General features: G+C 75.6%; 13 protein-coding genes and 1 riboswitch. Of the genes, 4 read left to right on the plus strand and 9 right to left on the minus strand.

Annotated elements, in window-relative coordinates:
• Positions 1-82: 82 nt before the first annotated feature.
• Positions 83-673 carry a TetR/AcrR family transcriptional regulator gene (locus BXA05_RS07345; protein WP_076404465.1) on the minus strand — a complete coding sequence of 197 codons (591 nt, stop codon included), beginning with the start codon at positions 671-673 and terminating at the stop codon, positions 83-85.
• A 21-nt stretch (positions 674-694) separates the two neighbouring features.
• Here BXA05_RS07345 and BXA05_RS07350 point away from each other — a divergent pair, with 21 nt between their 5' ends.
• The gene (locus BXA05_RS07350; protein WP_076404466.1) at positions 695-1924 is read left to right on the plus strand and encodes a YbfB/YjiJ family MFS transporter; all 1230 of its coding nucleotides are present in this window, start codon (positions 695-697) and stop codon (positions 1922-1924) included.
• A 112-nt stretch (positions 1925-2036) separates the two neighbouring features.
• Here the strand turns inward: BXA05_RS07350 and BXA05_RS07355 are convergent, their stop codons facing one another.
• Positions 2037-3530, minus strand: a complete 1494-nt coding sequence (locus BXA05_RS07355) for a DNA polymerase IV (protein ID WP_076404467.1) — start codon at positions 3528-3530, stop codon at positions 2037-2039.
• 216 nt (positions 3531-3746) lie between these two features.
• Between BXA05_RS07355 and BXA05_RS07360 the strand changes: the two genes are divergently transcribed.
• Entirely contained in the window at positions 3747-5414 is a 1668-nt protein-coding gene (locus BXA05_RS07360) for a glycosyl hydrolase family 18 protein (protein WP_076404468.1), read from the plus strand.
• Between the two features lie 142 nt (positions 5415-5556).
• On the opposite strand, the gene BXA05_RS07365 is transcribed toward BXA05_RS07360, so the two are convergent.
• From BXA05_RS07365 to BXA05_RS07375, 3 genes are read right to left on the minus strand one after another with little or no spacing between them, the layout of a single operon-like run.
• Positions 5557-6252, minus strand: a complete 696-nt coding sequence (locus BXA05_RS07365; RefSeq protein ID WP_076404469.1) for a phosphatase PAP2 family protein — start codon at positions 6250-6252, stop codon at positions 5557-5559.
• The gene (locus BXA05_RS07370) at positions 6252-6950 is read right to left on the minus strand and encodes a phosphatase PAP2 family protein (protein WP_076404470.1); all 699 of its coding nucleotides are present in this window, start codon (positions 6948-6950) and stop codon (positions 6252-6254) included. Before BXA05_RS07370 ends, BXA05_RS07365 begins: the two co-directional genes overlap by 1 nt.
• Before the next feature lie 55 nt (positions 6951-7005).
• Complete coding sequence (locus BXA05_RS07375; protein ID WP_076404471.1) at positions 7006-7401, minus strand: RidA family protein; 396 nt, start codon at positions 7399-7401, stop codon at positions 7006-7008.
• A 172-nt stretch (positions 7402-7573) separates the two neighbouring features.
• On the opposite strand from BXA05_RS07375, the gene BXA05_RS07380 reads away from it, so the two are divergent.
• Complete coding sequence (locus BXA05_RS07380; RefSeq protein WP_043658711.1) at positions 7574-8071, plus strand: NUDIX hydrolase; 498 nt, start codon at positions 7574-7576, stop codon at positions 8069-8071.
• 45 nt (positions 8072-8116) lie between these two features.
• Here BXA05_RS07380 and BXA05_RS20685 read toward each other — a convergent pair whose 3' ends face one another.
• The 3 genes from BXA05_RS20685 to BXA05_RS07390 form a co-directional block, all read right to left on the minus strand.
• Complete coding sequence (locus BXA05_RS20685; protein ID WP_255179672.1) at positions 8117-8245, minus strand: hypothetical protein; 129 nt, start codon at positions 8243-8245, stop codon at positions 8117-8119.
• Between the two features lie 192 nt (positions 8246-8437).
• Positions 8438-9670 (minus strand): acetyl-CoA C-acyltransferase, encoded by a 1233-nt coding sequence (locus tag BXA05_RS07385; RefSeq protein ID WP_076404472.1) that lies wholly within the window; start codon positions 9668-9670, stop codon positions 8438-8440.
• Positions 9671-9787: 117 nt separating this feature from the next.
• On the minus strand, positions 9788-11029 hold the full coding sequence (locus BXA05_RS07390; protein ID WP_076404473.1) for an acyl-CoA dehydrogenase family protein: 1242 nt from the start codon (positions 11027-11029) through the stop codon (positions 9788-9790).
• 172 nt (positions 11030-11201) lie between these two features.
• On the opposite strand from BXA05_RS07390, the gene BXA05_RS07395 reads away from it, so the two are divergent.
• Positions 11202-11867 carry a hypothetical protein gene (locus tag BXA05_RS07395; RefSeq protein WP_143311085.1) on the plus strand — a complete coding sequence of 222 codons (666 nt, stop codon included), beginning with the start codon at positions 11202-11204 and terminating at the stop codon, positions 11865-11867.
• A gap of 37 nt (positions 11868-11904) precedes the next feature.
• On the opposite strand, the gene pnuC is transcribed toward BXA05_RS07395, so the two are convergent.
• On the minus strand, positions 11905-12615 hold the full coding sequence (pnuC, locus tag BXA05_RS07400) for a nicotinamide riboside transporter PnuC (RefSeq protein ID WP_076404475.1): 711 nt from the start codon (positions 12613-12615) through the stop codon (positions 11905-11907).
• 150 nt (positions 12616-12765) lie between these two features.
• Positions 12766-12889: riboswitch (FMN riboswitch) on the minus strand.
• Positions 12890-12901 lie beyond the last annotated feature (12 nt).

Raw genomic sequence — 12901 nt, forward strand, 5'->3', positions numbered from 1 at the left:
GGGGCCTCCCTCGTGTCGTGACGCGGCCCTCCGTCCAGCATCACCGGGGAGGCGCGCGAGCGCATCAGCAGCGCCGGGCAGGTCAGGCGCGGTGGCGCAGGACCGCTCCCGCCGCGAGGTCGCGCCACGGGAGGGGCGTCGGGCCGTCGTCGCCCGCGACGGCGCGGCGCGTGCGGGAGGCGAGCGCGGCGTCGTAGAGCGCGAGGAGCTCGGCCGCGAGGGCGTCCGGGTTCGCGGCGTCGGTCGCGGCGGCGAGGTCGCGCAGCCGATCGACGAGCAGGCGGGTGTCGGCGGCGAGCCACCGGTACGCGGGGTGCTCGGGGTCGGTGACCTCGACCGCAGCGGCGAGGAACGCGCAGCCGCGGGTGCTCGTCGCGGTGGGGAAGCCGTCGAGCGCGTCGAAGACGGCGAGCGCCCGCGCGTCCGCGTCGTCCCCGCAGCGGTCCAGCGCCACGTCCCACGCGGCGCGCCAGCGCTCGTGCCGCCGCTCCAGGTAGGCCGCGACGAGGTGGTCCTTGCCCGGGAAGTGCGCGTACAGGGTCGCGGGGGAGACCTCGGCGCGGCGGAGCACGGCGTCGACGCCGGTCGCCGCGATCCCGTGCTCGACGAACAGCGCTTCCGCGGCGTCGAGCAGGCGGTCGCGGGCCGGTCGGCGTGCGTCGGTCCGGGGCATGGGGATAGCGTAACGATCACTATGCTGAAACGATCGTTACACCCCGCCGCGCCCGCCCCAGGCCGCCTGGTCGCCGCGGGCACCGGCCTCGTCGCGGTGACGTACGGCGTCGTCCGCTACGGGTACGGCCTCCAGCTCCCGACGCTCACGAGCGAGCTCGGCCTCTCGTCCGCCGCCGCGGGCGCGATCGCCGCCGGCAGCTTCGCCGCGTACTGCGCTGCCGCGCTCGGGGCGCAGCGCGCGATGGCCCGACGCTCCCCGCGCGCGGTCGTCTGGGCCGCAGCGGCGCTCGCCGCGGCAGGGGCGGTCCTGGTCGGGCTGTCGTGGTCGTCCGCGAGCCTCGCGGCGGGCGTGCTCGTCGCGGGCAGCGCCGCCGGTGCGGCGTCGCCCGCGCTCGTCGCCGTGGTCGGCGCGACGGTCGACGGCCGCCGGGCCGGGCGCATGCAGGCCGTCGTGAACTCCGGGACGGGCGTGGGCGTGGCGCTCGTGGGGGTAGCTACGCTCGTCGCGCCGGACGTCTGGCGGCCCGTGTGGTTCGCCGCCGCGGTCGGGGCGGTGGTCACGGCAGCGGTCGTCGACCGGAGCGCGCGCTGGCCCTCGGCCCCCGAGTCGCCGCCCGCGGCTGGCGCCGCAGTCGGGCGGTCGCTCGGACGCGCCGGGGTCGCGGCCGCGGTGGCCGGCATCGGCAGCGCCGCGGTCTGGACGTTCGGGCGCGACCTCGTCACCGTGACCGGTGGCCTCCCCGGCCGCACGACGGCGGCCCTCTGGTGCCTCCTCGGCGTGGCGGCGGTCCTCGGTGCCCTCAGTGGCGACGCCGTCCGCGTGCTCGGCCTGCGCGGCGCCTGGGTCGTGACGGCCGTCGCGACGGCCGCCGGCACCGCCGCGCTGGCCCTCGCCCCGGGCAGCGTGCCTGTCGTGGCGGTGGCGGGCGCTCTCTTCGGCGGCGCCTACACCGCCCTGAGCGGCGTGCTCATCGCGTGGGGCACCGCGCTGCGCCCGCACGCCGCCGGGCGCGCGACCGCCGCGCTCTTCGTCGCGCTCACGGCCGGGCAGGCGGTCGGCGCCCTCGCGACGGGCGGGCTGAGCGACGTCGTCGGGCCGCAGGCCGCGTTCTGGGTGGGCGCGGCGCTCCTCCTCGTCGCGGCCGGGGTCGTCCCGCGCGTGCCCGACGGCGCAGGCCCGGTCGGCAGCGCGCCGACCGCCCGGCGTCGGGCAGGACCGGGACGGAGGGGCCGAGCGCGGACGGGGTGAGCTCGGAATGGACGAGCACAGACGGGACGAACAGAGGCGCGATGAGCGCAAGCGAGACGAGCGCGGGCGGGACGAGCGCGGACGACACGCGCGCGGGTGCGACGGCTCGCGGTTACGCGTCGTCGTCGGCGGGCGAGGCGCGCACGGGCTCGCCGTCCGGGCCGAGCGGCTCGACGAGCGCGAGCTCCTCCGTCTCCGGGTCGACCCAGCGCTGGTAGCCCGGGCCGGTCCGCGCCGTCTCGAAGCGGACGGCGACGCGGCCGTCGTCGCCGACGCGCACGACCCACCCGCGCCCGTCAGCCGGGGTGGCGACGTCGAGGCCGGGGGCGAGGAGGGCGGCTGTCGCCCGGACGGGTCCGGTCGCGGCCGCGCCGGGCGCCTCGGCACCCACCGACTCTGCACCCACCGACGCTGCACCCACCGACGCTGCACCGACCGCCCCGGGGCCGACCGCCTCATCGCCCACCACCTCCGCGGCGATCGGAACGGCGGGGTCCTCCGCCGCGTCCGCGCCGAGCGGCAGCATGAGCTGCGCGTGCTCGGACAGCGCGTGGAACGCGACCCCGAGCAGGCGGACGGGCTCGGTGACGTCCGCGAGGCGGAGCGCGCGGTGGGCCGCGTCGCGGAGGGCGCCCTCGTCGGTCGTCGGGCGGGACAGCGTGACCGAGCGGGTGAGGGTCGTGAACGACGCGAGGCGCACCTTGACCACGACGGTGCGCGCCGCGACGGCGTGCCGCTCGAGGCGGGCCAGGGCGGCGTCGACCACCGGGTCGAGCGCCCCGGCGATCGCGGCCCGGCCGTGCAGGTCGGTGTCGAACGTGTGCTCCGCGCCCGCGGACTTGCGCTCCCGCACCGTGGAGACCGGGCGGTCGTCCCAGCCGCGCGCGATCCGGTAGAGGTTGGTGCCGCCCGCCTCGCCCGCGACGAGGAGCAGCGTGTCGAGCGGCTGGCGGCGCAGGTCGGCGACCGTGCGCACCCCGAGCTCGTCGAGCCGCGCGGCCGACACCGGGCCGACGCCCCACAGCGCGCGGACGGGCAGGTCGAGCAGGAACGGGTCCTCGTCGTCGGCCCCGACGACCCGGACGCCGCCGGGCTTCGCGGCCTCCGAGGCGAGCTTCGCGACGAGCTTGGACCGCCCGAGCCCGAGCGAGACGGGCAGGCCGCTCAGCTCGCGCGCCCGCTCGCGGATGCCGGTGGCGAGCGCCGCGAGGTCGGTCTCCGGCCCGACGGCCGCGGCGAGGTCGGCGAACGCCTCGTCGATGCTCACGGGCTCGACGAGGTCCGTCACCTCGCGCAGCGCCGCCATGATCCGTGCCGAGTAGGCCGAGTACGCGGCGAACCGCGGCACGACGACGACCGTCGACGGTGGGCACAGCCGCCGCGCCTGCTCCATCGGCATCGCCGAGCGGGCGCCGTACTGCCGGGCCTCGTACGACGCCGTCGCGACGACGCTGCGCGGCCCCACGCCGCCGACGAGCACCGGGCGCCCGCGCAGGGACGGCCGCTGGTGCTGCTCGACGGCGGCGAAGAACGCGTCGGCGTCGAGGTGTGCGATCGTCGGGCGGGCGCGCAGCACGGGGGCGTGCGGCGCACGGTCGAAGCTCACCGCCCTACTCTGCGCCCTGCCACCGACAGCGGTAACGGTTTCGTTCGGACCCTGGCGTTTCGGGGATGCGCACGGGTATCTTGCAGGAGACCGAACAAATCCCGGGATCCCCAGCCCGGGCCGAAGAGCAACGAGGCCTTCATGACCGATCGATCGACACCCAGCGCGGCTGCCCCCGGCCGCTCGTTCGCCAGGACCTCGCCACGACGCTCGCGCGTGGTCACGGCCTCCGCCGTCGTCGGGGCGCTCGCCCTCACGGCCGCCACCTTCGCGTCGCCCGCCGCGGCGGCGCCCCAGCCCGCGGCCAAGCCGGCGGCCTCCGTCGCCGGGCCGTCGGACATCAACGGGTTCCGCAGCGTCGGCTACGTCATGGCCGACTCGCGCGTGACCCGCGACTTCCACGTGGCCGACCTCGTGCGCACCGGAGCGATCGAGGACCTCACCCACATCAACTACGCGTTCGGCAACGTCACGACCGACCTGGTGTGCGACATCGCCGACGTCCCCGGCGAGGGCGACCCCCTCAACGACTTCGTCGCGGAGGTGCCCGCCGCGGACTCCGTCGACGGCAAGGCCGACAAGCCGGGCCAGAAGCTCGCCGGCAACTTCAACCAGCTCAAGAAGCTCAAGGCCGTCAGCCCGGAGACGAAGATCCTCGTCTCCCTCGGCGGCTGGACCTGGTCGGACAACTTCTCCGAGGCGGCGTCCACGGCCGAGGGTCGTACGCGGCTCGTCGACTCGTGCCTCGACCTCTACATCGACGGCAACCTGCCGGTCGTCGACGGCAAGGGCGGCCCCGGAGTCGCGGCCGGCATCTTCGACGGCATCGACATCGACTGGGAGTGGCCGGTCACCGGCGGCGAGACGGCGAACGTCCGCCCGGAGGACAAGGAGAACTTCCTGCTCCTCATGGAGGAGTTCCGCGCCGAGCTCGACGCGCGCGGCGCGACGACGGGCCAGGACTACCTGCTGACGGCGTTCGCGCCCGCGGGCGGCTGGAACGCCGGCCAGGGCGGCTGGCTCGACCCGCGCCTGTTCGCGGTCGTCGACTTCCTCAACGTCCAGGGCTACGACTTCCACGGCGGCTGGGTCCCGAACAAGACGGGCCACCAGGGCAACCTGCACCCCGACGGCGCGGAGAACTGGGGCCTCGGCCTCGACGGCGCGCTCGGCATGTACGTGAAGGCGGGCGCGGACCCGTCGCAGATCAACGCGGGCCTCGCGGCCTACGGCCACGGCTGGTACGGCGTCAAGGACGGCACGAAGGGCTGGCAGCCCGCCGCCGGGTACGTCGGCACCAAGACGTACGCCGAGCTGCGCTCGTTCGGCGGGAAGAAGTTCTTCGACCCGAAGATCGGCGCGAGCTGGCTGTACAACGGCGACCAGTGGTGGAGCTACGACGACCCGGCGTCCGTGACGGCGAAGGCCGAGTTCGTCGCGACGCAGGGTTACGGCGGCGCGATGTGGTGGGACCTCTCCGGCGACTACCGCAACGAGCTCGGCGACGCCCTGGGCTCGACGCTGCGCGCGGCGACCCCCGGTCCCGGCGTGGCCGAGGAGTGCGCGGTGCCCTGGTACGGCACCGGCGTCTACACCGGTGGTGAGGTCGTCTCGCACGAGGGCGCGGAGTACAAGGCCCAGTGGTGGACCCGCAACCAGGAGCCGGGCGCGAGCAACGCCTGGAAGAAGATCGGCCCCTGCGGCACCGCGCCCGAGGTCGAGGCGGCGGTCTGCGCCCCAGCCTGGTCGCGCGAGGCCGTCTACACCGGCGGGCAGACCGTGTCCCGCGCCGGCGTGAACTACAGGGCCCAGTGGTGGACGAAGGGCGAGCTCCCCGGTTCCGTGACGTGGGGCTCGTGGGACCCGGTGGGTCTGTGCGCCTGAGCTGACGGCTGGTCCGGGTGCCGCGTGCGCCCGGACGGCCCCCGCACGACGACGGCGGGCCCGGTCTTCGGACCGGGCCCGCCGTCGTCGTGGTGGGGGGAGAGCGGCGCCGACGGGCGCCGGGAGCGCGTCCCCGGGGGTGTCAGCGCTTCGCGCGCAGGTCGCGGCGCAGGTAGTGCCACGCGAGGACGCAGCACACGATGCCGTTGAGGAGCCCCACGACGACGTCCGCCGGTCCGTGGGCACCGCGGTAGAGCCGCGAGAGACCCACGCCGAGCGGCACGAGGCAGCACAGCACCGTCACGACGACGCGCAGGACCGGGTTCGTGATGCGCTGCGCGAGCAGGGCGAGCGTCAGGTAGAACGCCGCCGACGCGCCCGTGTGCCCCGAGGGGAAGCTGGACGTCGGGGGCGCCTCGTCGAGCCGCGAGACGTCGGGCCGCTCGCGCCCCACGACGATCGACGACGTGAGGAAGATCAGCGCCTGCAGCGCGACGGCGAGCGCGGGAACGAGGGCGAACCACCACTGCCGGGTGCGCCACCACACGAGCGCGACGGTGAGCAGCGTGCCGCCGATGATGAACTCGGTCGTGCCGATGAGGGAGAGCACGTCGGTGACGGTGTCCCAGAACGGCGTGCGCCGTTGCTCGAACCACCGGTTGACCGCGACCTCGCCCGGCAGGTCGCCGAGCGGCCCGGTGACGAGGAAGCCCGTCGCGACGATGACCACCCACAGCACCGCCCCCGGGAGGAACGCCCGCAGGCCGACGTCGCGCAGCACCTCCTTCGCCGTGGGGCGGGTCGTGTCCAGCTCGTAGCGGTGCACGAAGGGTTGCATCAGACCTCGTTCCTGGGAGTGTCACCGGAGGGACGATCGGACCGCGCGGCGTTCCAGCCGTGGTAGCCGACGGCGGACGCCCCCGCGACCGCGCCGCCGAGGAGGATCCCGCCGACGACGTCGGAGGGGTAGTGCGCGCCGAGCAGCACGCGGTCGGCTGCGGTGACGAGAGCGAGCGCCGTCGCACCGCCGACCACCGCGACGCGGCCTCGCCGCCCGAGCAACGGCCAGACGAGCACGCTGAGCGTCACCCCGACGGCCGCGGCGTTCATCGCGTGCCCGGAGGGGAAGCTCGCGCCCGGCACGGTCGACACGGCGTCCTCGAGGACGGGCCGCGCGCGGCCGACGACCTCCTTCGCGCCGAGGCCGAGGGCCCACGCGCCCCAGATCGTCCCGGCCGCCCAGGCCGCTCGTGACCCGAGCCCGTGGCGTCGCCACGCCCAGACGCACACGCCCATCGCGGCGAGGTTCATCCACCGTGCTGCGAGCGCCTCCTGTCCCACGAGGAGCGCGCGCTCGAGCGCGGGGCGCTCGCCGGCGAACCGGGTCGCCGCGGCGACGGCGGCGCGGTCCGCGTCGACGACGACCCCCGACTCCGCGCGCACGAGCCACGCGAGCGCGAGCACGGGGAGGGAGGCCGCGACCCCGTACGCCGCGGCCCGCCAGAGGGCGCGGTACGGGGTCCGGTGGGCTGGCACCCCCGGACAGTAGCGGCACCCCCGCGTCGTCGCGCGCGGGAGCCGGTGCCCCGCGTCAGGCGGGGAGCGCGGCGACCGCCTCGATCTCGACGAGCGCGCCCGGCCGCGCGATCCCGACCCGCAGGACCGTCACGGCAGCCGGGTGCTGGCCCCAGACCTCGCCGACGGCGGCGAAGCCCTCCATGAGGTCGGCCTCGGGGTCCAAGTAGACGGCGAGCCGCGCGACGTCCTCCGGCCCGGCGCCTGCCTCGGCCAGCACTGCGAGGACGTTGCGCAGCGCCTGGGCCGTCTGGGCCGCGATGCCGCCCTCGACGATCGCGCCGTCCGCGTCGGTGCCGTTCTGGCCCCCGACGTAGAGCGTGCGACCGGTCTCGACGATCGTGCCCTGCGAGAACGCCGGGTTGCGGTGCAGCCCGGGCGGGTTGAGGTGCGTGACGCTCTGCGTGGCCATGGTCGTCCCCTTCTGCGGTCCCGGTCCTGGTGCTGCCGACGCTACGCCGTGCCCCCGACAGACCCCCGACAGACCCCCGACAGGCCACCGGACACGACCCCGAAACGCCCCCGGCGGGTGGTCCGCGCGGCTCCGACGGGCCGGTCCGGCGTCGGCTGTGTAGGAAGGAGGGGTGAAGCAGTCAGCAGGGCTCGTGCTCTACCGGTTCCGTGCCGACGTCGTCGAGGTGCTCCTCGGGCACATGGGGGGCCCGCTGTGGGCGCGCAAGGACGCGGGCGGGTGGACGATCCCCAAGGGCGAGGTGGAGCCGGGGGAGGACGAGCACGCGGCGGCGCTGCGCGAGTTCGCGGAAGAGCTCGGCGTCCCGGCTCCCGCCGGCGCGGCACCGGACCTCGACCTCGGCACGGTGCGCCAGCGCGCGGGCAAGCTCGTCGCGGCGTGGGCGCGGGAGGCGGACCTCGACGTCACGACGATCGCGAGCAACACGTTCGCGCTGGAGTGGCCGCCGCGCTCGGGACGCATGCAGGAGTTCCCGGAGCTCGACCGGGCCGGCTGGTTCGCGCTCGCGCGCGCCCGCGGGCTCGTCGTCGCGGGTCAGGTCCCGCTGCTGGACCGGCTGGAGGAGCTGCTCGCGCGCGAGCCGGCGCGGAGCACGACGACCGAGGGATGACGAGAGCCCGGGACCGCGGTCCCGGGGCCCGTCGAGCGGGAGGCGTCAGCCGAGCAGGTAGGGCGCCGCGGCGAAGCCTGCGGCGAGCCCGACGAGCGCGACGGCGACGGCGGACAGGTGCGAGCGGCGCGCACGGCTCGCGGTACGGCGGGCTGCGTCGGTCACGGTGGTCATGACGGTCCTCTCGTGGGGGGCGGTTCCAGGGAGAGGGACCACGTCAGACGCGATCCATGACGCGAAACCCGGCCGTCGTGGCGCGATCTGCGTCACACCGCGGCGGCCGAAACGCGCCAACCCTGGTGCAGCATCGTGCACCAGGGTTGGTCGGCTCGCGCGGCGGAGCCCCGAGGGGGCCCGCCCGGAGGGTCAGGCGCGCAGGACGAGCGCGTCCCCCTGACCGCCGCCGCCGCACAGCGCCGCCGCGCCGACGCCGCCCCCGCGGCGACGGAGCGCGAGCGCGAGGTGCAGCGCGAGCCGAGCGCCCGACGCGCCGACCGGGTGGCCGAGCGCGATGGCGCCGCCGTCGGCGTTGACGACGTCCGCGTCGATGCCGAGGTCCGCGACGGACTGCAGCGCGACGGCGGCGAACGCCTCGTTGATCTCCACGAGGTCGAGGTCCGCCGCGGCGATGCCCTCGCGCTTCACGGCGGCCTCGATGGCCCGCGCCGGCTGGGAGTGCAGCGAGTTGTCGGGTCCCGCGACCTGCCCCGCCGCACCGATCTCGGCGAGCCACGGCAGGCCGTTGCGCTTCGCGAAGGCGCGGCTCGCGACGACGACCGCCGCCGCGCCGTCGGACAGGGGCGAGCTCGACCCGGCGGTGATGGTCCCGTCCTGCACGAAGGCGGGGCGCAGGCGCTCCAGGGCCTCGAGCGTCGTGTCGGCGCGCACGCCCTCGTCGTGCTCGACGACGACCGGCTCGCCCCGCCGCTGCGGCACCTCGACGGGGGCGATCTCCTCGGCGAGACGCCCGGCGTCGCGCGCCGCGGCGGCCCGCTGGTGCGAGCGCAGCGCGAACGCGTCCTGCTCGGGGCGGCCGATGCCGCGCGTCACGCAGCCGCGGTCGGTGAGCTCGCCCATGACCTCGCCGCTGAACGGGTCGTTCAGGCCGTCGTGCGTGAGCGAGTCGGCCATCGTCACGTCCCCGAACGCGAACTCGGAGCGCGACCCGACGACGAGGTGCGGCGCGTTCGTCATGGACTCCTGGCCGCCCGCGACGACGACGCTCGCCTCGCCCGTGCGGACCAGCCGGGCCGCGTCGATGATCGCGGTGAGGCCCGAGAGGCACAGCTTGTTGATCGTCACGGTGGGCACGTCCCAGCCGAGGCCCGCGAGGATCGCGGCCTGGCGCGCGGGGCCCTGCTTGGCGCCCGCCTGCACGACCTGCCCGACGATCACCGTGTCGACCTGCTCCGGCGCGACGCCCGCGGCCGCGAGCGCGCCGCGGATCGCGTGCGCGCCGAGCTCGGCCGCCGAGAGCGAGGCGAGCGCGCCGCGGAAGCGCGCGAACGGGGTGCGCGCGCCGTGCAGGAGGACCGGGGTGACCTCGTCCTCGGGGGTGACGGCGGCGGCGTCGGGCAGGGGGCTGGCGTCGGTGCTCATGGGACTCCGATCCGGGGAGGGCGAGGAGACGGGGCGAACAGGAAGGAGCCCCCGGCGCCGCGAGGAGGGGCGAGCGGCGCCGGGGAGCGGGGGGGAGGGCGTGCGCCCTCGGGACCGTCAGACGAACGCGGAGACGCCCGTGATGTCGCGTCCGACGATGAGCGCCTGGACCGACTCGGTGCCCTCATAGGTGTGCAGGGCCTCGATGTCGGCGAAGTGCCGCGCGACGCGGTTCTGGAGCAGGATCCCGTTGCCGCCGAGGAGGTCGCGCGCGCTCGCCGCGACCTCGCGCGCCCCGCGGGTGCACGTGTACTTCGCGAGCGACGCCTGCGGGCCGGTGAGCGTCCCCGCCTCGTCGAGCCGCGTCATCTGCGCGACGAGGAGCTGGAGCTGCGTGATCGTCGAGAGCATCCGGGTGAGGCGCTCCTGCACCATCTGGTTCGCGGCGAGCGGGCGTCCGAACTGGACGCGCTGCTTCGCGTACGCGACCGCGGCCTCGTAGCACGCGACCGCGTGCCCGACGGCGGCCCACGCAACCCCGAGGCGCGTCGCGAAGAGCACGCGCGAGGTGTCCTTGAACGACCGCGCGCCGGGCAGGGCGTTCTCGGCGGGGACGAACACGTCGTCGAGCACGACGTGCGCCTGCCAGATCGCGCGGAGCGACACCTTGCCGGTGATGGTCGTGCCCGTGTAGCCGGGGGTGTCCTGCGGCACGACGAACCCGTGGACCTGGCCGTCACCGTCGTCGCCGACGAGGCGCGCCCACACGACCGTGATGTGGCCCGACGACCCGTTGCCGATCCACTTCTTCTCGCCGTTCAGCACGTAGCCCTCGACGCCGTCGCGCGTCTCCGTGCGCGCCGTCGTCTCGAGCGAGACGGAGTCCGAGCCGTGGGTGGGCTCGGTGAGCGCGAACGCGCCGAGGATCTCCCCGCGCGCCATGGGCTCGGCGTACTTCGCCCGCTGCTCGTCGGAGCCGAGCATCTGGATGCTGCGCAGCGCGAGACCGCCCTGGACGCCGCAGATCGTCGCGACGGAGCCGTCGCCGCGCGACATCTCCATGGCGGCGAGGCCTGCCGCGAGCTGGCTCACGTGCGGACGACCGTCGACGTCGACGCCGTCGCGCAGCAGGTCGAGCTCGCCCATGCGCTTGACGAGGTCGAACGGCACCTCGGCGCGCTCCCAGTAGTCGTCGATGACGGGGAGCACCTCGTCCTGGACGAACTGCCGGACGCGCCGGAGGTGGGCGCGGTCCTCCTCGGTCGCGTCGGCGAACGCGCCGGCGTAGTCGAGGTCGAGCGGGGTCGCGAGGTCGTAGGTGGGCTCGGTGACGCCGGGCATGATCGGGGTGGTGGGCATCGGTGCTCCCCTGGGAGGGCGGCTGCGGTCGGTCGACCGTCCTCGACGCGGTTGCCCGGGATGCGGGCCCGGCGTCGGCGGCGGTCCCTCCCATAGTGCAGCGATACCCCGTCTCAGTCAATCGAGACGGCGTATCGGCGGGAGGTGTGCGCCTCCGTCGTAGGGTGCCTGCGTGACGACGACCGCCCGGGTGGCCTGGGACGACGACGCCTCCGCGGGCGAGTGGATCGCCGGGCGGCTCGGCGAGTTCGGCCCGCGCGTCGACGGCACGGTCCCGCGCGGGTACGCGGCGTACGCGTGCGTCCCGCACCCGTCCTGCGACGACGACGGCACCCTGGCGACGCGGGCCGACGCCCTGGCGGCGGTCCTCGGGCCGTTCACGGGGGACCAGCCCGTCCACCTCGGCCTGTGGACGGGGCACGCCTTCTTCTACGACCACGGGACCGACCCGCGCACGACCTCCGGCGTCGCCCCGTTCGTCGGGTGGCCCGAGGGCGAGCCACGGCCGACCCCCGAGGAGATCGAGCGGGCGCTCGACGACGCGTGGGGCCACATCGCGCCCACGCTGGTCGAGCGCCCGGCCGCCCCGATGCTCGAGCTTCCGCACCGCGAGTACCACCTGTGGACGGGGACGCTCGGCGACGTCGGCGCGTTCCGTGACCACCAGCCGCCGAACCTGTGGTGGCCGGCGGACCGGTCGTGGTTCGTCGGGACGGAGATCGACGCCACGGCGACCTACGTGGGTGGGAGCGACGCGCTCGCCAGGGCGGTGTGCGCGGACCCGACGCTGCGCGCGAGCCGCGTGGCGCCGTCGGACAGGATGCTGTTCGACGACTGACCCGCGGCCACGGCGGCGACCGGCCGGGAGCCGGCGGTCAGGCGGGCGCGCCCGCCGCCGCGGCGTCCGCCTCGGCAGCGGCGGCCGCGCGGCGGTTGACGCGCCACCACACGAAGAACCCGACGAGCGTGAACGCGCCGTAGAACACGTACATGAACGCCGACGCGTAGAAGCCGGCCGAGATCAGCAGCGGCACGCCCACGACGTCGACGGCGACCCAGATGAGCCAGAACTCGACCCAGCCCTTCGCCATGCCGTACGTCGCGAGCAGCGAGCCCATGAAGATCCACGCGTCGGCCCAGACGGGCTCGTACGACTCGAGCGCGCGGAACACGGGGGTCAGGAGGGCCGTGCCGCCGACGAGCGCGACGACGAGGAGCACGCGCTGGCGCCACGACGCCCAGCGCGGCACGACGGCGACGCCGTGGCTGTCCGCGTCGGCGTCACCGAGCCGCGCCTGGGTCTTGCGCCACTGCACCCACCCGTAGACCGACACGACGACGAACATCACCTGGCGGCCCGCCTGGCCGAGCAGGTTGACCGGGTTGGGCGTCGCGAACACCGCGCCGAGGAACACCGTGAGCAGCAGCAGGTTGCCGACGATGCCCACCGGCCACGCCCACACCTTGCGCCGCATGCCGCCCAGCGCCGACGCCAGGCCGAACCCGTTGCCCACGATCTCGCGCCACAGCAGGTGCTGGTCGCCGATCGTCAGCTGCGCGTCGAACAGCGCGTGGATCAGGTCCATCGGATGTCCTCGTCCTCCCGGGCACGAGCGCTCCGGGGTGAGGGCGGGCGGTGGGGACGGGCCACGAGGGCCCGACGGCGTCGCTCACCACGGCGAGACCGCGCCCCGTCGCGCGGGCTCGCGAGAGCCCGGCCGAGGACGGCCGCGCCGCACGTGCTTCCTCCCATCCGGACTGTCACCGTCGGTCCTGGAGTTCCACCAGGTCAACCGCGCGTGGGCGCGGGTCGCGGACTGTCACCGCCGGCTCGGAATTGCACCGACCCCGGAGCACGTTCGTGCGTACTGC

It is taken from the genome of Cellulosimicrobium funkei, assembly GCF_900155925.1.
Taxonomy (GTDB): Bacteria; Actinomycetota; Actinomycetes; order Actinomycetales; family Cellulomonadaceae; genus Cellulosimicrobium; species Cellulosimicrobium funkei.